Genomic DNA, 19,355 nt, shown 5'->3' with positions numbered 1-19,355 from the left:
ATGGCGCACCCGGAACGATTCGAACGTCCGACCCTCAGATTCGTAGTCTGATGCTCTATCCAGCTGAGCTACGGGTGCGTGGTGGAGGGGCAGATAGAAGGGGGCGGGCAGTCTGGCAACCCCTAAACTGGACTATCCTGATTTAAAAACCGCCGCCGGTCGCATCCCTCGGACAAGCGACTTCGCGCCTATGCGAGGACATGAAAACGGGACTGTGGGAAATGGCGCACCCGGAACGATTCGAACGTCCGACCCTCAGATTCGTAGTCTGATGCTCTATCCAGCTGAGCTACGGGTGCGTTGGAGTGGCGCAGATAGAAGCGCCCAGGCTTTTGAGCAAGCCCTTTTTGTACTTTTTTGCCGGCCAGCCCCTTGGAAGGCGCCGAACCGCAACCTTGTTTCGTCCCGGTCGTTCGATGGGCAGGAAAGGATGCTGAGATGACCTTCACCCCAAATGAAATCGCGCTGTTGGTGATCGCGCTGCTGATCGGGCTACTTCTGGGCCTCATTTTGAGCGGGCGCGGCAAATATAAGCGCTATTGGCGTGACGAGCAGCTTGCCCACGCCCATGCGGTCAAGGATCGGGACGCGCGCCTGGCCGACGCGCGGGAGCGGATCGCCGAACTGGAGCGTCACTCGGTTCCGCCACGGCCCGCCGCCATGCACGGCCCTGCCGGAAGCACGCATGAGCGGGACGATTTCAGCCGCATCCGGGGCATCACTCCGCAGGATGAGATCGCGCTCAACCAGGCGGGCTATCATCGCTACGACCAGATCACGGCGATCGGCGCCGAGCAGGAGGCAGCGCTGGAAACGCAACTTGGCCTGCGTCGCGGCGTGATTTCGCGGGAGGAATGGCGGGAGCAGGCTCGCCTGCTGGATGCCCGCCAGGACCAGGAGCATGCACGGCTCTACGAGCATCGCACCACGCAAGCCTGAAAAGAAAGGGGCGGGATGATCTCCCGCCCCTGCCCTGTCATTTCCGGTTCGCCAGCGCCGCCTGAGCCGCGGCAAGGCGAGCGATCGGCACCCGATAGGGCGATGCCGATACATAATCGAGGCCCGTCTTCTCGCAAAAGGCGATGGACGCCGGGTCGCCGCCATGCTCGCCGCAAATGCCGAGCTTGATGCCGCGGCGGGTGGCGCGGCCGCGTTCGGCGGCGAGTTCGATCAGTTCGCCGACGCCCTCCACATCGATGCTGACGAAGGGATCGCGGGCGAAGATGCCCTTGTCCACATATTGCGTCAGGAAACGGCCCGCGTCGTCCCGGCTGATGCCGATGGTCGTCTGCGTCAGGTCGTTGGTGCCGAAGGAGAAGAATTCGCCGACTTCGGCGATTTCGCCTGCCTTCAATGCGGCGCGGGGCAGTTCGATCATGGTGCCGACCAGATAGTCGACCGACGCGCCCTGCTCCTCGAACACCTGCTTGGCCACGCTGTCGACGATGGCCTTCATCAGTTCCAGCTCCTTCTTCGTGGCGACGAGCGGGATCATGATTTCGGGGATCGGCGCTTCGCCCGAACGCTGCTTGATGATCAGCGCGGCTTCGAAGATGGCGCGGGCCTGCATTTCGTAGATTTCGGGGTAGGTGACGCCTAGGCGGCAACCGCGATGGCCCAGCATCGGGTTGAATTCATGCAGTTCGGCGGCGCGGCGCTTCAACGCCTCCACGCCGACGCCCGCGGCCCTGGCCACTTCCTCGAACTCCGCTTCGCCATGGGGCAGGAATTCGTGCAGCGGCGGATCGAGCAGGCGGATGGTGACGGGCAGGCCCGCCATCACCATGAAGATCTGCGCGAAATCGTCCCGCTGTTCCGGCAGCAGCTTTTCGAGCGCGACGCGGCGGCCCTTCTCGCTGTCGGCCAGGATCATCTCCCGCACGGCGGTGATGCGGGCCGCGTCGAAGAACATATGTTCGGTGCGGCAGAGACCCACGCCTTCCGCGCCAAAATCGCGGGCGGTCTGGCAGTCGAGCGGGGTTTCGGCGTTGGCGCGGACCTTGAGGCGGCGGACCTTGTCGGCCCAGGCCATCAGCGTGCCGAAATCGCCCGCCAGTTCGGGCTGCACGGTCGGGACTTCACCCGCCATCACTTCGCCGGTGGAACCGTCGATGGTGAGGATGTCGCCTTCCTTCAACGTGCGGCCTTCGATGCGCAGCGTCCTGGCATTATTGTCGATGGACAGGCTGCCCGCGCCGGAGACGCAGGGACGGCCCATGCCGCGGGCCACCACGGCGGCGTGGCTGGTCATGCCGCCGCGCGCGGTCAGGATGCCCTTGGCCGCGTGCATGCCGTGGATGTCTTCGGGGCTGGTCTCGACGCGGACGAGGATGACGGAATCGCCCAGTTCGTTGCGGCGTTCGGCGGTGTCGGCGTCGAACACGATGGCGCCCGAAGCCGCGCCCGGCGAGGCGGGCAGGCCCTTGGTCAGCACGTCGCGGGGCGCCTTGGGATCGAGCGTGGGGTGCAGAAGCTGGTCGAGCGCAGCGGGATCGACGCGGGCGACGGCTTCTTCCTCCGTGATCAGGCCTTCATGGGCCATGTCGACCGCGATCTTGAGAGCGGCCTTGGCGGTGCGCTTGCCGGAACGGGTCTGGAGCATCCAGAGCTTGCCCTGCTGCACCGTGAATTCGATGTCCTGCATGTCGCGATAATGGGTTTCGAGGATCTGGAACACCCGCGCCAGTTCGGCATAGGTTTCCGGCATCGCCTCTTCCATCGACAGCGGCTTGGCCCCTGCCCGCTCGCGCGCGGCCTTGGTCAGATATTGCGGCGTGCGGATGCCCGCCACCACATCCTCGCCCTGGGCATTGATCAGATATTCGCCATAATAGGCATTCTCGCCGGTCGCGGGGTCGCGGGTGAAGGCGACGCCGGTGGCCGAAGTGTCGCCCATATTGCCGAACACCATCGCCTGCACGTTGACGGCAGTGCCCCAATCGTGCGGGATCGAGTTCAGGCGGCGATAGACCTTGGCGCGGTCGGCCTGCCAGCTACCGAAGACGGCGCTGATCGCGCCCCAAAGCTGGTCGTTCACATCCTGCGGGAAGGGCTTGTTCCAAAGCTTTGAAACTAGCCCTTTATATTCGGTGACGAGCGCCTTCCAGTCGTCGGCGGTCATTTCCGTGTCGAGCGTGTAGCCCTGGTCTTCCTTGGCGATTTCCAGCGCTTCCTCGAACGCGCCATGGTCGAGTTCCAGCACCACGTCCGAATACATCTGGATGAAGCGGCGATAGCTGTCCCAGGCGAAACGCTCGTCGCCCGAAGCGGCGGCGAGGCCGATCACGGTTTCGTCGTTCAGACCGAGGTTCAGGACCGTGTCCATCATGCCGGGCATGGAAATGCGCGCGCCGGAACGGACGGAGACCAGCAGCGGATCGGCCTTGTCGCCGAACTTCTTGCCGGTGACGCCCTCGATATGGGCGATGCCGTTCGCGACTTCCGCCTTCAGGCTTTCGGGATAGACGCCGCCATCGGTATAATAGCGGGTGCACATCTCCGTCGTGATGGTGAAACCGGGGGGCACGGGCAGGCCGATGGCGGCCATGCCGTCCAGATTGGCGCCCTTGCCGCCCAGGAGATTCTTGTCGCCCTTGCCGCCATCATCGACGCCGCCGCCGAAACGATAGACATAACGGGTCGCGGTCGTGCTCATGCTGGCCTCTTCCATTGTCAACATAATCGCGGCTCTCCTGCTGATTGCCGTGTATTGTGCGATGCAACAAAACTTTAACAACAGGCGGGCGACAAACGCACCCGCTTTTACGATGATTGATGTCCTATTTCACTGATTTTCCCTTTTCCGGGCCTATCTTTCGGTATTAGCCCGTAATTTTCGAGAAATCGGCAACCGTGTGAACCGCGTCCCGAACCCGCGACAACAGCGCGAGCCGGGCGGAGCGCTTGTCCTGATCGGCGTCGTTGACGGTGACGGTCTCGAAAAAGGCGTCGATGGGCGCCCGCAATGTTGCAAGTGCGGCCATGGCCCCTTCAAAATCCTCCGCCGCGACGGCGGCGGCGGCGCGGGGTTCGGCCGCGTCCAGGGCGGCGATGAGGGCGGCTTCGGCGGGTTCGGGGGTGTAGGTGAGCGGTTCGTGCTCCTGCGACGGCAGGAGTTCCGCGCTCGGTTGCGCTGCTTCACCCTGGGCTCCTGCCTTCGCAGGAGCGCTGGGAGATTCTACGCCTTCCTTTTTCAGGATGTTGGCGGCGCGCTTATAGCCTGCGAGCAGGTTCGTGCCGTCCTCGGTGGCGACGAAGGATTGCAGCGCCTTCACGCGGGCGAGCAGGCGGACGAGATCATCCTCGCCGCCGAGCGCGAACACCGCGTCGATCAGGTCGTGGCGGACGCCTGCTTCCTTTTGCTGGACCTTGAGGCGGTCGGCGAAGAAGTCGAGCACGACCGGCTGAAGCATGTTTGAAAAAGCAAACGGCGCACCCTTAAATTGCTCAGTGGTAGCAGATAGCGCCTCTACAAACTCAATAGTCTCAACCGCCTCGATAGCCTTACTTAGCGGCATCGCCAGCTTGGTCCGAAGGCGATTATCGAGAAGCAAAGAAATTACGCCCAGCGCTGCACGCCGAAGAGCAAAAGGATCTTTTGATCCGGTAGGCTTTTCATCGATAGCAAAGAAGCTAACGATGGTGTCCAGCTTATCAGCCAATGACACTGCCACCGTCACCGGGGCAGTCGGCACGTCATCACCCTGCCCAACCGGCTTATAGTGATCGCGGATTGCATCTGCCACAGCATCAGGCAATTCTTCGGCGCGGGCGTAATAGCCGCCCATGATGCCTTGAAGTTCCGGGAATTCTCCGACCATTTCGGTGACGAGGTCCGCCTTGGCCAGACGGGCGGCCTGTTCGGCGAGTTTCGCAAGCTCTGCTTTGTGCTCCTGCGAAGGCAGGAGCCCAGGGTCAGGTTGCGTGCCGCCATCCTGGGCTCCTGCCTTCGCAGGAGCACTGGTGCCCACAATCCCTTCCTCCACCAGCCAGCGGGCCAGTTTGGCGACGCGTTCCACCTTGTCGGCGACGGTGCCGAGCTTTTCGTGGAAGGTGATGCGTTCCAGCTTCTTCGCGTGGTCTTCCAGCTTCGTCTTGCGGTCCTGTTCCCAGAAGAAGCGGGCGTCGGACAGGCGGGCGGCGAGCACCTTGCGATTGCCCGCGACGATGGCCGCGCCGCCGTCCTTCGCCTCTATATTGGCGGTGCAGATGAAGGCGGGGGCGAGCTTGCCAGACGCATCGCGCAGGACGAAATATTTCTGGTTGATACGGAGGGTTAGCTGGATGACTTCAGGCGGAACCTCAAGGAAGGCCGGGTCGAAATCGCCGAGCAGCGGGACCGGCCATTCAGTGAGGCCCGCATTTTCAGCGACGAGGCCCTTGTCCTCTATCACCGTGTAGCCATGGGCGGCGGCGGCTTCGGCGGCCTTTGCCTCGATAATCGACTGGCGTTCCCGGTGGCTGGCGATCACATGGCAGGCGCGCAGCTTTTCGGCATAGTCGTGCGCGCCGCCGATGGTGATTTCGCCCGGATGGTGGAAACGGTGGCCGAGCGTGGCGTAGCCCGACTTGATGCCTTCGATCTCGATGTCGACCAGTTCTTCGCCCAGGATCGCGACGATCCCTTGCAGCGGGCGGACCCAGCGGAGGCTTTCCGTGGTCTGGGATGCCTTGCCCCAGCGCATCGACTTAGGCCAGGGGAAGGCGCGGATGACGGTGGGGACGGCTTCGGCCAGAACCTGCGCAGTGGCGCGGCCCGGCTTGTTGATCACGGCGAACCAGACGCCGTCGCGGTCTTCCAGTTGGTCTTGCGTCAGGCCGGTCTTGCGGAGGAAGCCTTCCAGCGCCTGCGCGGGCGCCGAGGTGCGCGGGCCTTTATGCTCCTCGCTGACGGCGGCGGTTTCCAGCGGCAGGTTGCGGGCGATCAGCGCCAGGCGGCGGGGCGTGACGAAGCTGTCGATGCTTTCGGGTTTCAGGCCGGACTTCGCCAGTTCCTCGGTGAAGAGGCGGGCGAGGTCTTCGGAGGCCTTCAATTGCATCCGTGCCGGGATTTCTTCGCAGCGGAGTTCGAGGAGGAAATCGGTCATCACATCACATCCCCGTCCGTTCGGGCTGAGCCTGTCGAAGCCCAGACCTGAACGAAGTGAAGGCGCTTCGCCTGCGGCTCAGCGGAGCCCTTCGACAAGCTCAGGGCGAACGGCATTGAAACTATCGCCATCACGCGGCCCACCCGTTCACTTCCATCCACTTTTCGCAGGCGCCCTTGGCGAGGTCGCGGACGCGGCCGATATAGCTGGCGCGTTCCTGCACCGAGATGACGCCGCGCGCCTGGAGCAGGTTGAAGACATGGCTGGCCTTGATCGCCTGGTCATAGGCGGCGAGCGGGACGCCCGCCTCCAGCGAAGCCTTGCACTCGGCTTCGGCATCCTTGAACCAGCGGAACAGCTTTTCGGTGTCGGCAATCTCGAAATTCCATTTCGACATCTGCCGCTCATTTTCCAGGAAGACGTCGCCATAGGTGACGCCCCCCCTCCCATCTACGCCATCGTTGAATTTCAGGTCATAGACGCTGTCGACGCCCTGGATATACATGGCGAGGCGTTCCAGGCCATAGGTCAGTTCGCCCGCGACCGGCTTGCAGTCGAAGCCGCCCATCTGCTGGAAATAGGTGAACTGGGTGACTTCCATGCCGTCGCACCAGACTTCCCAGCCGAGGCCCCAGGCGCCGAGCGTCGGGCTTTCCCAGTCATCCTCGACGAAGCGGATGTCATGGACCAGCGGGTCGATGCCGATCTCCGCCAGCGAACCCAGATAGAGTTCCTGGAGGTTCGCCGGGGACGGCTTCATGATGACCTGATATTGGTAATAATGCTGGAGGCGATTGGGGTTTTCGCCATAGCGGCCGTCGGTCGGGCGGCGGCTGGGCTGGACATAGGCGGCGTTCCAGGCGTCGGGGCCAAGACTGCGCAGCGTGGTCGCCGGGTGGAAGGTGCCAGCGCCCACTTCCATGTCATAGGGTTGCAGGATCACGCAGCCCTGCCGTCCCCAATAGGCATGCAGGGTCAGGATCAGATCCTGGAAGGAAAGCGCTTTGCTTGTCGCCACCGATGGTCCCCAGAAATCACGGCTTTAAAAATGACGGTCGATTGCGGCGCGCCTTGGCGCAGCGAGGGCGCATGGTCAAGGAAAAGAGGGCGCATTTGACCGTAAATCCGCTTGCCCTGGCGGTCGGTGGCCCGCATGGAAGAGAAAACCTTAAGGAAACGGACCGCAATTCAGATGAGATGGCCCTCTTTCCGCTGGCTGGCCCCCGCCATGATGCTGCTTGGCGGCTGCGCGCTGGAGCAGCCCGCCTCCGCCCGCGATGCGGCGGCGCGTTCCGCCTATGTGACCCCCGCCTTGTGGGAAGTGAAGGATGCGGACACCACCATCTATCTGTTCGGCACCGTCCATGTGATGAAGCCGGGGGTCGACTGGTTCAAGGGCGGGGTCAGGGCGGCCTTCGAGCAGTCGGACGAACTGGTGCTGGAGATCGTCGAGCCGGAAGATCCCAATGGGCTGGCGTCCACCATGACGGGCGCGGCGCTAGCGCGGGACGGCGTGAAGCTGTCGGACCGGCTGGGCGCGGACGATCGCGCCAAATATCAGGATGCGATGAGCGCGAACGGGCTTCCGTGGCAGGCGTTCGAGATGTTCAATCCCTGGATGGCCGGCATGGCGCTGTCGGTGAAGCCCCTGGAGGCGCTGGGATACAAATCGGATCTGGGCGCGGAGAAGGTGCTGACCGCGGCGGCCAGGGCTTCGGGCAAGAAGGTCGGCGCGCTGGAGACGGTGGAGCAGCAGCTAGGCTATTTCGCGGGCCTGCCGATGGAGCAGCAGGTGAAGTTCCTGACCGCCACCATCGAGGGCCTGCCGGACATGGACCGGGAGTTCGCCAGCCTGGTCGCGCACTGGCAGGGCGGGGAACCGGACAAGCTGGCGGCGGAGATGAACGAGTCGCTGGAGGCGACGCCCGAACTGGCCCAGGTGCTGCTGATCCAGCGCAACGCCAATTGGGCAAAGTGGATCAGGCAGCGGCTCGAAAGGCCGGGCACGCTGTTCATCGCCGTGGGCGCCGGGCATCTGGCGGGCAAGGGCAGCGTGCAGGACCAGTTGAAGGCGATGGGCGTCGCTTCGACACGGGTGAAGCAATAGGATGATCCGCATCCTGGCGCGCTGGCTGGGGCTGGCCGCCCTATGCCTGATTGTCGCTTGCGGAGAGAAGCCCCCTGCCCCGCCGCCCGGTGGAGGACCCGCGCTCTGGCGGGTGGAGGGAAAAGGCATGGACGGATGGCTGTTCGGCACCATCCATGTGCTGCCGGACGGCGTGGCGTGGCGGACCGGGCCGATCGGGGACGCCATCGGGCGGGCGGACCGGCTGGTGCTGGAATCGGCCGAGATACAGGACCAGGCCGGGACTTTGGCGCAGTTCGAGAGGATGGGGCGCAGTGCGGGGCTGGCTTCGCTGGAAACGCGCGTTCCGGCAGGGGACAAGGCCGCGCTGGAGGAGATCGTCGAGAATGGCGGCGCCAATACGCAAACCCTCTCCGCCTATGAGGATTGGGCGGCGGCGATGCTTCTGTCGGCGGCGGCGCAGCAGGCCCTGCACGTCAGCCAGGATCATGGCGTCGAACCGGCGCTGATCGCCGCATTCGAAAAGGCGGGAAAGCCCATAAGCGGGCTGGAAACGGTGGAGCGGCAGTTCCGCGCCTTCGACACGCTGCCCGCGGATGCGCAGCGGCGGCTGCTGGTCGATACGGTGCGGGAGGCGAAGGAGATGCGGTGGCTTTACGACCGCATCCTCGCCGCCTGGATCAGGGGCGATGTCGCCACCCTGGCGCAGGAAGACAGGCTGGGCGAGGCGCCCGATCCGGTGGTGGAGCAGGCGGTGCTGGTGGAGCGGAACCGCGACTGGGTGAAGTCGGTGGGGGCGCTCAAGGGACGCCCCCTCATCGCCGTGGGCGCGGGGCATCTGGCGGGCAAGGACAATCTGATCGACCTGCTGCGGGCCGGCGGGTACAGGGTGACGCGGGTGCAATAGCGCCCATCCCGCTTCCCGCCCCTTGCTTTCCCAACCCTTTCTGCTATTGGGCCGCGGTCCCGGCATGGTCATCCCTGGAGGCGTGACGGGCGCTTACATCAATTTGCTTTTGGAGACACGCAATGAGCGAGCAGCTTACGCTGTCGGCAGAGGCACGCGATCGGGCAGGCAAGGGAGCCTCCCGCGCTCTCCGCCGCGAGGGCCGCGTACCCGCCGTCATCTATGGTAACAATGAAGAACCGCAGTCGATCCATGTCGAGGAAAAGCTCCTCAACAAGCTGCTCGGCACCGGCCATTTCTTCAATTCGGTCGTCTTCGTCGAAGTGGGCGGAAAGAAGGTCCGCACCCTCGCCAAGGATGTGGCTTTCCACCCCGTGACCGACCGTCCGCTGCACGCCGACTTCCTGCGCGTTTCGGAACATGCCACCGTCCATGTCAACGTGCCTGTGATCTTCAAGAATGAAGACGCCTCGCCGGGCCTGAAGAAGGGCGGCGTGCTCAACATCGTCGCGCATGAGATCGAACTGATCGTCGATGCGGCCGAGATTCCGGACGATGTCGTCATCGACCTGGCCGGGCTGGACGTCGGCGATTCGATCCACATCGGCGCCGTGAAGCTGCCCAAGGGCGCCAAGGCCGCCCATGACGAGACCGACTTCACCGTCGCGACCATCGTCGCCCCTTCGGCCCTGAAGAGTGCCGAAGGCGACAACGAGACCCCGGCTCAGGGCGAATAAGCCCGTAGTCTGGCTGGCCCTTTTATCGGTTCGCTCAACCCCCGTTCGGGCTGAGCTTGTCGAAGCCCCGCTCTTTTCGAAGAAGCGGGGTCGTTCGACAGGCTCAGGGCGAACGGGGGTTTGCTTATCGGGAGTTTGACGCGATGCAGATCTGGGTGGGCCTGGGCAATCCCGGAACCCAATATGCGATGAACCGGCATAATGTCGGCTTCATGGCGGTCGACCTGATCGCGGACATGCATCGCTTCTCTCCGCCGAAGAAGCAGTTTCAGGGCTGGGTGCAGGAAGGGCGGATCGGGACGGAGAAGATCGTCCTGCTGAAGCCCGCGACCTTCATGAACGAAAGCGGCCGCTCGGTGGGGGAAGCGATGCGCTTCTACAAGCTGGCGCCGCAGGACGTGACGGTCTTCCACGACGAGCTCGACCTTGCGCCGATGAAGGTCAAGGTGAAGCGCGGCGGCGGCAATGCGGGGCATAACGGCCTTCGTTCGACCGATGCGCATATCGGGGCGGAGTTTCGCCGGGTGAGGATCGGCATCGGCCATCCGGGGCACAAGGACCGGGTGCACGGCTATGTGCTGGGCAATTATCACAAGAGCGAGATGGACGCGCTGGCCGACATGCTGGGCGCGATCGGGGCGGAGGCGGAATGGCTCGCCAGGGGAGACGACGCGCGGTTCATGAACGAGGTGGCCCTGCGGCTGGCGGATTAGGGCCGACGCAGCGGTTCAGGGCATGTTGGAATTGACCAGGGGGACATTAAGCGCACCATGCTGCTGCGCAGGCAGGAGCCCAGTCCCCCATCTGCATGTCATCGTGTCGCCTGAACCAGGTTCTCATGCGCCTTCGCGGGAGCACGGCATATTCCTCCCGTTTCCATTCCACGCGTTCCAGGGTCGTCAGCGTTTCCAGGCGCGCGCCTGCCGGCAAGGCGGGAATGCGCGTCCGTCCGCCCTGCGCTCGCGGTGAAATGGCCAGGGTGGATTGCGGACCGTCGCAGTCGCACGCCATAAAGCAGGCCTGACTTTCCACTTTCCAAGGGGATCCGGGTGATACAGACCGTCGCGACAAAGCCTTTCAACGACCAGAAGCCGGGCACGTCCGGCCTCCGCAAGAAGGTGCGGGTCTTCCAGCAGCCCCATTATGCGGAAAATTTCGTCCAGTCGGTGTTCGACAGCCTGGAAGGGTTCGAGGGCGAGACGCTGGTGGTCGGCGGCGATGGTCGCTATCTCAACCGGGATGTCATCCAGATCGTCTTGAAGATGGCGGCGGCCAACGGCTTCGGCCGGGTGCTGGTGGGGCGCGGGGGCATCCTCTCCACCCCCGCCGCATCGCACCTGATCCGTTCGTCGGGCGCCTTTGGCGGACTGGTGCTGTCGGCCAGCCACAATCCGGGCGGGCCGGACGAGGATTTCGGGATCAAATATAATGTCTCGAACGGCGGCCCGGCGCCGGAAAAGGTGACGGACGCCATTCATGCGCGGACCCTCTCCATCGACAGCTATCGCATATTGGAAGCAGGCGATGTCGACATCGACGCGCTGGGCAGCACAACCCTGGGCGGCATGACCGTAGAGGTGGTCGATCCCGTCGCGGGCTATGCCGAACTGATGGAGACGCTGTTCGACTTCGCCGCGATCCGGGCGATGATCGCGGACGGCTTCACCCTCTCCTTCGATTCGATGAGCGCGGTGACAGGCCCCTATGCGGTCGAGATTTTCGAGAAGCGGCTCGGCGCGCCTGCGGGCACCGTGCGCAACGCCACCCCCCTGCCCGACTTCGGCCATCATCACCCCGATCCCAATCTGGTTCACGCCAGGGAACTGTACGACCGGATGATGGCGCCGGACGCGCCGGATTTCGGCGCGGCTTCGGATGGCGATGGCGACCGCAACCTGATCATCGGTCGGCATTGTTACGTCACGCCTTCGGATTCGCTGGCGGTGCTGGCGGCCAATGCGCATCTGGCGCCGGGCTATGCGACGGGCCTCAGGGGCATTGCGCGGTCGATGCCGACCAGCGGCGCGGCCGATCGCGTGGCGGAGAAGCTGGGCATTCCGCTGCATGAGACGCCGACGGGATGGAAATTCTTTGGCAATCTGCTGGACGCCGGCATGGCCACCATCTGCGGCGAGGAAAGCGCGGGCACGGGTTCCGACCATGTGCGGGAGAAGGACGGCATCTGGGCGGTGCTGCTGTGGCTCAACATCCTGGCCGTCCGGCGGCAGAGCGTCGCGCAGGTCATGGCCGAACATTGGGCCACCTATGGCCGCAACTATTATGCGCGGCATGATTATGAGGGGATTGCCAAGGACAGGGCCGATGCGCTGATGGCGGCGCTGCGAGGCGGGCTGGAGGCGCTGCCGGGCACCACGAACAGCGGCGGCGCGGTGAAGGCCGCCGACGATTTCGCCTATAGCGATCCAACAGACCAGTCCGTCAGCCGCAACCAGGGCGTGCGCGTGCTGTTCGAGGACGGGTCGCGGGTGGTGTTCCGCCTTTCAGGGACGGGCACGGAGGGGGCGACCCTGCGCGTCTATATCGAGCGCTATGTGGCCAAGGACGGCGATCTGGGGCTGGAGACGGGCGAAGCGCTCGCGCCGCTGGTCAAGGCTGCGCAGGAAATGGCGGATATTACCGGCTTTACCGGGATGGATCGGCCGAGCGTGATTACTTGAGGCTGGTTGCCAAAGCTTACCATGCGGAAATGGACCGGAAATGAGGGCGCGCTAAAGGGCGGGCGATTGACCGACGCCCTTCGCGCTCCTGCGAAGGCAGGAGCCCAGTCCGGCCATTTGGAAGACGAATAACCGTCTGAACTGGGCCCCTGCCTTGCAGGAGCACCATCATCAAGAGCGGCGCGCTTTTTTTAAGAGGACGTGATGCGTCGCCTGTTCGCTATTCTCTTCTGTGCGCTGATCGCCATCGCCGCCCCCGCCCACGCCCGGACCACGGAGGATGAGCAGTTCTGGCTGAACCTCACCGCCATGGGGCCGGTGTCCGGCGATCTCGTCTATTTCGCGGAGATCCAGCCGCGCATCGGGGACGGGGTGTCGCGGGCCGATCAGACCATCCTGCGCGGCGGCCTGGGCTGGAAGCTGTCCTCCAGCGTCACCGTCTACCAAGGCTATGCCCATGTCGCGCTGCCGGTCAAGGATGGGCGCGACGTGAATGAGGAGCGCAGCTTCCAGCAAGCCAATTGGGCCATCGGCAAGCCGTGGGGCGGCGAGCTTTCCTCGCGCACGCGGCTGGAGCAGCGCTGGCGTTCCGACGGCGACGACATGGGCTGGCGCCTGCGGGAGATGCTGCGCTACGAAAAGCCGTTGGGCGGCAAGGCGATGAGCGCTCTCGTCTATGGCGAGGGCTTCGTGGCGCTCAACAGCACCGATTGGGGCGCGAAGAGCGGGTTCGACCAGTTGCGCAGCTTCATCGGGGCGGAGATCGGGCTGGGCGGCGCGTCGGCGGCGGAAATCGGCTATCTCAACCAGTGGATCGACCAGCGCGGCGGCAATGCGCGCGTCAACCATGTCGCCTCCATCACGCTCTTCTTCCGTCATTGAGACCGCACGGACTCTGGCCAAGCCGCCGGGAAAGCGCTATCGGCGCGGCCAATCGGATTTGACGTGAAGGCAGTATCATGGGTTTTCGTTGCGGTATCGTCGGGCTTCCCAATGTGGGCAAGTCCACCCTCTTCAATGCGCTGACGGAAACGCAGGCGGCGCAGGCGGCGAACTATCCCTTCTGCACCATCGAACCCAATGTCGGGCAGGTCGCCGTGCCCGACCAGCGCCTTCAGACCATCGCCAGGATCGGCGGTTCGGCCAAGATCATCGAAACGCAGCTTGCCTTCGTCGACATTGCCGGTCTGGTGCGCGGCGCGTCGAAGGGCGAGGGCCTGGGCAACCAGTTCCTGGCGAACATCCGCGAAGTGGACGCCATCGTCCATGTGCTGCGCTGCTTCGAGGATGACGACATCACCCATGTCGAGGGCAAGGTCGATCCCATTGCCGACGCCGAGACAGTCGAGACTGAGCTGATGCTGGCGGACCTCGAATCCCTGGAAAAGCGCGTGCCGAACTTCGCCAAGAAGGCGGCGCAGGGCGACAAGGAGGCGAAGGCCGCCGCGTCCGTGCTGGGCAAGGCGCTGGACCTGCTGCGCGAGGGCAAGCCGGCGCGGCTGACGCGACCGGGTGACGACGAGGAAGAGCGCATCTTCCGCCAGGCGCAATTGCTGACGGCAAAGCCCGTCCTCTATGTCTGCAATGTCGAGGAGGAAAGCGCGGCGGAGGGCAACGCCCATTCGGCCCGCGTGTTCGAAAAGGCGGCGGCGGAGGGCGCGAAGGCGGTGATCGTTTCGGCCGCCATCGAAGCCGAACTCATCACCATGCCGGTCGAGGAGCGGGCGGAATATCTGGAGGCTCTGGGGCTGGAGGAAGCGGGCCTCGCCCGCATCATCCGCGCCGGATACGAGTTGCTGGGCCTCATCACCTTCTTCACCGTGGGACCGAAGGAGGCGCGCGCCTGGACCGTGGCCAAGGGTTCGAAGGCGCCCCAGGCGGCGGGCGCGATCCATACCGATTTCGAAAAGGGTTTCATCCGGGCGGAAACCATGGCCTATGCCGATTATGTCCAATATAATGGAGAGGCCGGGGCCAAGGAAGCAGGCAAGTGGCGTTCCGAAGGCAAGGAATATGTGACGCAGGATGGCGACATCATGCTGTTCCGGTTCAACGTCTGAGGGCTGATGCTGCGGCCGGGACAGATGCCCGCGCGGCGCAAGGCCGCCTTTCCTCCCAGCGTTGATGAAGGGACGCGGCTGCTGATTCTGGGCAGCCTGCCGGGCGACGCGTCGATCAGGCAGGGCGAATATTATGCGCATCGCGGCAACGCCTTCTGGGCGCTGATGGGCGATGTCCTGGGCGAGGATCTGCGCGGCCGGCCCTATGCGATGCGGTTGAAGCGGCTGAAGGCGAGGGCCGTGGGCCTGTGGGACGTGATCGAGAGCGCGGATCGGGAAGGCAGCCTGGACAGCGCGATCCGCGGCGCGGAGTTGCGCGACCTGTCGGCCTTTGTGGATCGGCTTCCCGCGCTGGAGGCGGTGGCATTCAACGGCAAGACGGCGGCTTTGCACGGGCGAAGGCAGATCGGAATGCGACCGGGCCTGACGCTGATCGACCTTCCCTCCTCCAGCGGCGCTTTCGCCACCATGTCGCGAGAGGCGAAACGGAGCGCCTGGATGGCGATGGCGCCCTATGTCGGCGGGGCATAGGCCGCTCGTCACTTTACCGTCATGGTCGGTCTGCTAAGGCAGGCGCATGTTTTTCCGTCGCTTTTCCTTCGTGGCCCTTCTCCTTCTGGTGCTTGGCGGCTGCGCACGATCGGACGAGCGGCCGGCGTTCACTTCCGCACTGGCCGAGCATCGGGAGCCGGTCACGATATTGGTATCCATCGACGGTTTTCGCCCGGACTATCTGAAACGGGGCGTGACGCCCCATCTGTCCGGGCTGGCCGCCGCCGGGGTCGAAGCGTCGATGCGCCCTTCCTTCCCGACCAAGACCTTCCCCAATCATTGGGCCATCGTGACCGGAGCCCGTCCCGACCGCAGCGGCATCGTCGCGAACAGGATGGAGGATGGAGCCAGACCCGGCGAAACCTTCACCATGGCGACCGACGACCCCTTCTGGTGGAACGAGGCCGAGCCGATCTGGGTGACGGCGGAAAAAGCGGGCGTGCGGACCGGCACATTGTTCTGGCCGGGATCGAATGTCGCCTGGGGCGGGAGGGAAGCGGCGGAGTGGCCGCACAGGATCAGCGGCGGCACGCGGCCCAGCGACTGGGCGCAGTTCAACCAGGCCATTTCCGGAACGCAGCGGGTGAATGGCGTGCTGGACCTGCTGCGGCGGCCGGCGGCGATCCGCCCGCGCTTCCTGACGCTCTATTTCGACGCGGTGGACATGGCGGGCCATGCCGCCGGGCCGGACGCGGCGGAAACGACGCAGGCGGTGGCGCAGGTCGATGGCGAGATCGGCCTGCTGGTCGAGGGGCTGAGGGCGATGAAGCAGCCGGCGAACCTCATCATCCTGTCCGACCACGGCATGGCGGAGAAATCGAGCGAGCGGGTGATAGCGCTGGACCAGGTGGCAAGCCCGGCCGATTACCGCATTGCAGAGAGCGGCCCCTATGCCAGCCTGGCCGCGCAGCCGGGGCGTGAGGCGGCGCTGGAATCCGCGCTGCTCAAACCCCACCCCCATATGCAATGCTGGCGGAAGGGCGCCATTCCGACCCGCTTCCATTATGGCGCGCACAGGCGCATCCCGCCCTATTTCTGCCTTGCCGAAACCGGCTGGCTCATCCAGCCTAGCGCCCCCGCCAGGCCGTTCTTCGGCGGCGATCATGGCTGGGACGACCGGGCTGCGGAGATGCAGGCGCTGTTCATAGCGAACGGCCCAGCCTTCGACACGGGATTTCTGCCTCCAGCGGACTTGGCCAATGTCGACGTATATCCGCTGCTGGCGCGGCTGCTGGGTGTCTCTCCTTTGCCCGGTGACGGCGATCCGGCCATGCTGGCGGGGTTGGTCAAGCGTTGACGTTTTCGTAAACGGAAACTAGGTTCCTGCTCATTGGAAGAAGGAACGGCTATGAGCGAGGTCATCTATTTCGAAGACATGGCGGTGGGAAACGGGATCGAGTTCGGCCCGCTCACCATCGGCCGGGAGGAAATCATCGCCTTCGCCCGCGAATTCGACCCCCAGCCCTTCCACCTTTCGGACGAGGGAGCGGCGGCCACTCATTTCGGCACGCTTTCCTCCAGCGGCTGGCATACCACGGCCCTGTCGATGAAGATGATGCTCGCGGCTTGGGAGACAAGGCCTGGCCCTCGTCCGGCGGCCCTGGGGGCCATTGGCGTGGATGAACTGCGCTGGCTCAATCCGGTGCATGCCGGGGATACGCTGCGTGGGACGTCGAAGGTGATCGAGAAGAAGGCATCCCGCAGCAGGCCCGAAATGGGCATCGTCAAGTCGCAGGTCATCATGTGGAACCAGCACGACGAAAAGGTGCTGTCGATGGTCCCCATCGTGATGTTCCGGACGCGACCGGCCTGAATTCAGCGCGGCAGCGGCTGGTTGGCGCGGGCGTCGGCCGCCATGATCCGGATCGAGGGATTGATCGCTCCGGCAACTTGTATGGCATGAAGGCCGGGCGGCAGGTCGAACCAGACGATCTTCCGGATGCCGGAGCAGCGCGGGCCATGTTCATGGGCTGCGGAGGCCAGGGCGGTGGCGCCCGTGGCGGCGTCCACCCAGGCGGCGGCGGACAGCGCTATGCCGATGCGCGCCGCATCCTTGACAGCCAGGGTGAAGAGGCCGGCATGGCTTTTGGGGACGGATCTGCCGGGCGGAACGACGAACTGGACCTGCGGAGCCGGGCGCAGCGTTGCGGTGACGGGCTTGCCAAGGATGATGCGGGGCGCGGAGGAAAGGGTGGCGCCCGCCATGACGGAGCCGCTTTGGGTCCAGCTTGTCCAGGGTTCGGCCAGGGGTGGCGCGCTGGCGCACGGGTCGGGAGCGGCCAGAGCGCCTGAGGGAAGGAAGGCGAGCAGGAAAAGGAGCCGCTTCATCGATGCCCTCCTTGAGCAAGGGTGAGCGGAAAGCCGGCCCCCGCTTTTCGGCGCGATGCTCCGAACGGCCAAGCGCGTCATCCTATTTCCTTCCGAACAGCTTTTCTATGTCGCCATGGCCCAGCTTCACCCAGGTGGGGCGGCCGTGATTGCATTGGCCGCTGCGGGGGGTGATCTCCATTTCGCGGAGCAGGGCGTTCATTTCCGCGACGCTCAGTATGCGGCCGGCGCGGACGGAACCGTGGCAGGCCATGGTCGCGGCCACCAGGTCCAGGCGCTCCTTCAGGGAAAGCGCGCTGTCATAGGCGGCGAGGTCGTCGGCCAGATCGGACACCAATCCCTGCACGTCGCCCTGCCCCAGCATCGCCGGGGTTGCGCGGACCAGCATGGCGGCGGGGCCGAAGCGTTCCAGTTCCAGCCCGAAATCCTTGAGTTCCGCGATCCGCGCTTCGAGGCGGTCGCAGGCGGGTTCGTCCAGTTCGACCACTTCGGGAAGGAGCAGCGCCTGCGCCGCGACCCCCTGCCCTTCCATGGCGCGGCGCATCCTCTCCAGCGTCAGCCGTTCATGGGCGGCGTGCTGGTCGACGATGACGAGGCCGTCCTCCGCCTCCGCGACGATATAGGTGCGGGCGACCTGGCCCCTGGCGACGCCCAGCGGGAAGCTGGTTCCTTCCGGGGCTGGCGCGGCGGCGGGTTCGGCGCGGGCCTGGGGCGGAGGGGTGAGGAAGGTCGAGCGGCGGTCCGCCATCGAATAGGTGGGAACGGGCGCGCCCGCGGCTTCGAAGATCGGCATGGCGCCGATGGGCGTGGGGGAGACGGGTTCGGACCGCCAAGCCGAGAGACCGGCGGGGTCGGCATGCTGGACGGCGCGAAAACCCTCCGCATCCAGGGCGCGGCGCAGGCCGGACACGATCATGCCCCGGATCAGCGCGGGATCGCGGAAGCGCACTTCGGTCTTGGCGGGGTGGACATTGACGTCGACCTCCAGCGGCGGGACGTCCAGGAAGAGGGCGACGACCGGATGCCGGTCCCGCGCCAGCATGTCGGCATAGGCGCCGCGCACCGCGCCGACCAGCAGCCGGTCGCGCACCGGGCGGCCGTTCACGAACAGAAACTGGTGGTCGCCCACGCCGCGATGATAGGTGGGGAGCGAGGCCACGCCGGACAGGCGCACCCCTTCCCGCTCCAGCGCGACGATGACGTGATTGTCCGCCAGCGCCCGGTCGGTCAGCGCGGCGACGCGGTCCTCCCGCGCTTCGCCCGCCTGCACGCCCAGCACCCGGCGGCCGTCATGTTCCATGCTGAAGGCGATGGCGGGATGCGCCATGGCAAGGCGGCGGACGACGTCGAGGCAGGCGGCATATTCCGCCTTGGCCGAGCGCAGGAATTTGCGGCGGGCGGGGACTTTCCCGAACAGTTGCTCCACTATCACCCGCGTGCCGGGCGGCAGGGCGGCGGGGCCTTCGCTGACCGTCACGCCATTGTCGACGGTGCGGTTCCAGCCGTCGCTGCCCGCCGGGCGGCTGTCGATGGAGAGGCGCGCCACGCTGGCGATGGAGGGCAAGGCTTCGCCCCGGAAGCCCAGGGTGGCGACATTTTCGATGGCGTCGTCGGGCAGTTTGGACGTGGCGTGGCGTTCCAGCGCCAGCGCGATTTCCGATGAATCCATGCCGCAGCCGTCGTCGCTGACTTCGATCCGGTCGAGGCCCCCGTTGGAAATGCGGATGGCGATCCGGCGCGATCCGGCATCCACCGCATTTTCAACGATTTCCTTGAGCGCGCTGGCGGGCCTTTCGACCACTTCGCCCGCGGCGATGCGATTGACCAGATGTTCGGGCAGACGGCGTATTGACATTGATTAGTGACTAGCCCAAGCGAGCGCTTTCCGCGAGACACAAGCCTCAAGAAAATTTTCGGTTGA

16 protein-coding genes and 2 tRNA genes are annotated in these 19,355 nt (G+C 65.0%); 11 read left to right on the top strand and 7 right to left on the bottom strand.

The genetic code is table 11. The annotated features are described in order from the left end of the window. Nucleotide 1: 1 nt before the first annotated feature. Together SIDU_RS05610 and SIDU_RS05605 are read right to left on the bottom strand one after the other, a co-directional pair. Nucleotides 2–78 (bottom strand) — tRNA-Arg (locus SIDU_RS05610). Between the two features lie 144 nt (nucleotides 79–222). Next, a tRNA-Arg gene (locus tag SIDU_RS05605) sits at nucleotides 223–299 on the bottom strand. A 139-nt stretch (nucleotides 300–438) separates the two neighbouring features. Here SIDU_RS05605 and SIDU_RS05600 point away from each other — a divergent pair. Then, nucleotides 439–939 (top strand): hypothetical protein, encoded by a 501-nt coding sequence (locus SIDU_RS05600; RefSeq protein WP_007685720.1) that lies wholly within the window; start codon nucleotides 439–441, stop codon nucleotides 937–939. A 37-nt stretch (nucleotides 940–976) separates the two neighbouring features. Here SIDU_RS05600 and ppdK read toward each other — a convergent pair whose 3' ends face one another. The 3 genes from ppdK to SIDU_RS05585 form a co-directional block, all read right to left on the bottom strand. After that, complete coding sequence (gene ppdK / locus SIDU_RS05595; protein WP_025771985.1) at nucleotides 977–3,679, bottom strand: pyruvate, phosphate dikinase; 2,703 nt, start codon at nucleotides 3,677–3,679, stop codon at nucleotides 977–979. A 142-nt stretch (nucleotides 3,680–3,821) separates the two neighbouring features. Beyond that, nucleotides 3,822–6,086 (bottom strand): glycine--tRNA ligase subunit beta, encoded by a 2,265-nt coding sequence (gene glyS, locus SIDU_RS05590; RefSeq protein WP_007685715.1) that lies wholly within the window; start codon nucleotides 6,084–6,086, stop codon nucleotides 3,822–3,824. Nucleotides 6,087–6,216: 130 nt separating this feature from the next. After that, nucleotides 6,217–7,104 (bottom strand): glycine--tRNA ligase subunit alpha, encoded by an 888-nt coding sequence (locus SIDU_RS05585; RefSeq protein ID WP_007685714.1) that lies wholly within the window; start codon nucleotides 7,102–7,104, stop codon nucleotides 6,217–6,219. A 174-nt stretch (nucleotides 7,105–7,278) separates the two neighbouring features. Here SIDU_RS05585 and SIDU_RS05580 point away from each other — a divergent pair, with 174 nt between their 5' ends. The 10 genes from SIDU_RS05580 (at nucleotide 7,279) to SIDU_RS05535 (ending at nucleotide 16,919) form a co-directional block, all read left to right on the top strand. Then, entirely contained in the window at nucleotides 7,279–8,193 is a 915-nt protein-coding gene (locus SIDU_RS05580; protein ID WP_007685712.1) for a TraB/GumN family protein, read from the top strand. A 1-nt stretch (nucleotide 8,194) separates the two neighbouring features. After that, complete coding sequence (locus SIDU_RS05575) at nucleotides 8,195–9,079, top strand: TraB/GumN family protein (protein ID WP_025771982.1); 885 nt, start codon at nucleotides 8,195–8,197, stop codon at nucleotides 9,077–9,079. 122 nt (nucleotides 9,080–9,201) lie between these two features. Continuing rightward, entirely contained in the window at nucleotides 9,202–9,816 is a 615-nt protein-coding gene (locus SIDU_RS05570) for a 50S ribosomal protein L25/general stress protein Ctc (RefSeq protein WP_007685708.1), read from the top strand. 143 nt (nucleotides 9,817–9,959) lie between these two features. Next, on the top strand, nucleotides 9,960–10,529 hold the full coding sequence (gene pth, locus SIDU_RS05565) for an aminoacyl-tRNA hydrolase (protein WP_007685707.1): 570 nt from the start codon (nucleotides 9,960–9,962) through the stop codon (nucleotides 10,527–10,529). A gap of 336 nt (nucleotides 10,530–10,865) precedes the next feature. After that, on the top strand, nucleotides 10,866–12,494 hold the full coding sequence (locus SIDU_RS05560; RefSeq protein ID WP_007685706.1) for an alpha-D-glucose phosphate-specific phosphoglucomutase: 1,629 nt from the start codon (nucleotides 10,866–10,868) through the stop codon (nucleotides 12,492–12,494). Nucleotides 12,495–12,698: 204 nt separating this feature from the next. After that, nucleotides 12,699–13,376, top strand: a complete 678-nt coding sequence (locus tag SIDU_RS05555; protein ID WP_007685705.1) for a DUF2490 domain-containing protein — start codon at nucleotides 12,699–12,701, stop codon at nucleotides 13,374–13,376. A 77-nt stretch (nucleotides 13,377–13,453) separates the two neighbouring features. Beyond that, the gene (gene ychF, locus SIDU_RS05550) at nucleotides 13,454–14,554 is read left to right on the top strand and encodes a redox-regulated ATPase YchF (RefSeq protein ID WP_007685704.1); all 1,101 of its coding nucleotides are present in this window, start codon (nucleotides 13,454–13,456) and stop codon (nucleotides 14,552–14,554) included. 6 nt (nucleotides 14,555–14,560) lie between these two features. Then, a complete protein-coding gene (locus SIDU_RS05545) occupies nucleotides 14,561–15,085 on the top strand; it encodes a DNA-deoxyinosine glycosylase (protein ID WP_007685703.1) in 525 nt (174 codons plus the stop codon). A gap of 46 nt (nucleotides 15,086–15,131) precedes the next feature. After that, nucleotides 15,132–16,403 (top strand): alkaline phosphatase family protein, encoded by a 1,272-nt coding sequence (locus tag SIDU_RS05540; RefSeq protein WP_007685702.1) that lies wholly within the window; start codon nucleotides 15,132–15,134, stop codon nucleotides 16,401–16,403. 51 nt (nucleotides 16,404–16,454) lie between these two features. Then, a complete protein-coding gene (locus SIDU_RS05535) occupies nucleotides 16,455–16,919 on the top strand; it encodes a MaoC family dehydratase (RefSeq protein ID WP_007685701.1) in 465 nt (154 codons plus the stop codon). 2 nt (nucleotides 16,920–16,921) lie between these two features. Here the strand turns inward: SIDU_RS05535 and SIDU_RS05530 are convergent, their stop codons facing one another. Both SIDU_RS05530 and mutL read right to left on the bottom strand, forming a co-directional pair. Continuing rightward, on the bottom strand, nucleotides 16,922–17,434 hold the full coding sequence (locus tag SIDU_RS05530; protein WP_007685700.1) for a hypothetical protein: 513 nt from the start codon (nucleotides 17,432–17,434) through the stop codon (nucleotides 16,922–16,924). An 82-nt stretch (nucleotides 17,435–17,516) separates the two neighbouring features. Next, the gene (mutL, locus tag SIDU_RS05525) at nucleotides 17,517–19,289 is read right to left on the bottom strand and encodes a DNA mismatch repair endonuclease MutL (RefSeq protein ID WP_007685699.1); all 1,773 of its coding nucleotides are present in this window, start codon (nucleotides 19,287–19,289) and stop codon (nucleotides 17,517–17,519) included. Nucleotides 19,290–19,355: the final 66 nt, after the last annotated feature.

The sequence above is a fragment of the Sphingobium indicum B90A genome (genome assembly GCF_000264945.2).
GTDB classification, from domain to species: Bacteria; Pseudomonadota; Alphaproteobacteria; order Sphingomonadales; family Sphingomonadaceae; genus Sphingobium; species Sphingobium indicum.
Note: the sequence above shows the minus strand (reverse complement) of the source record. Positions and strands in the feature narration are given on the sequence as shown.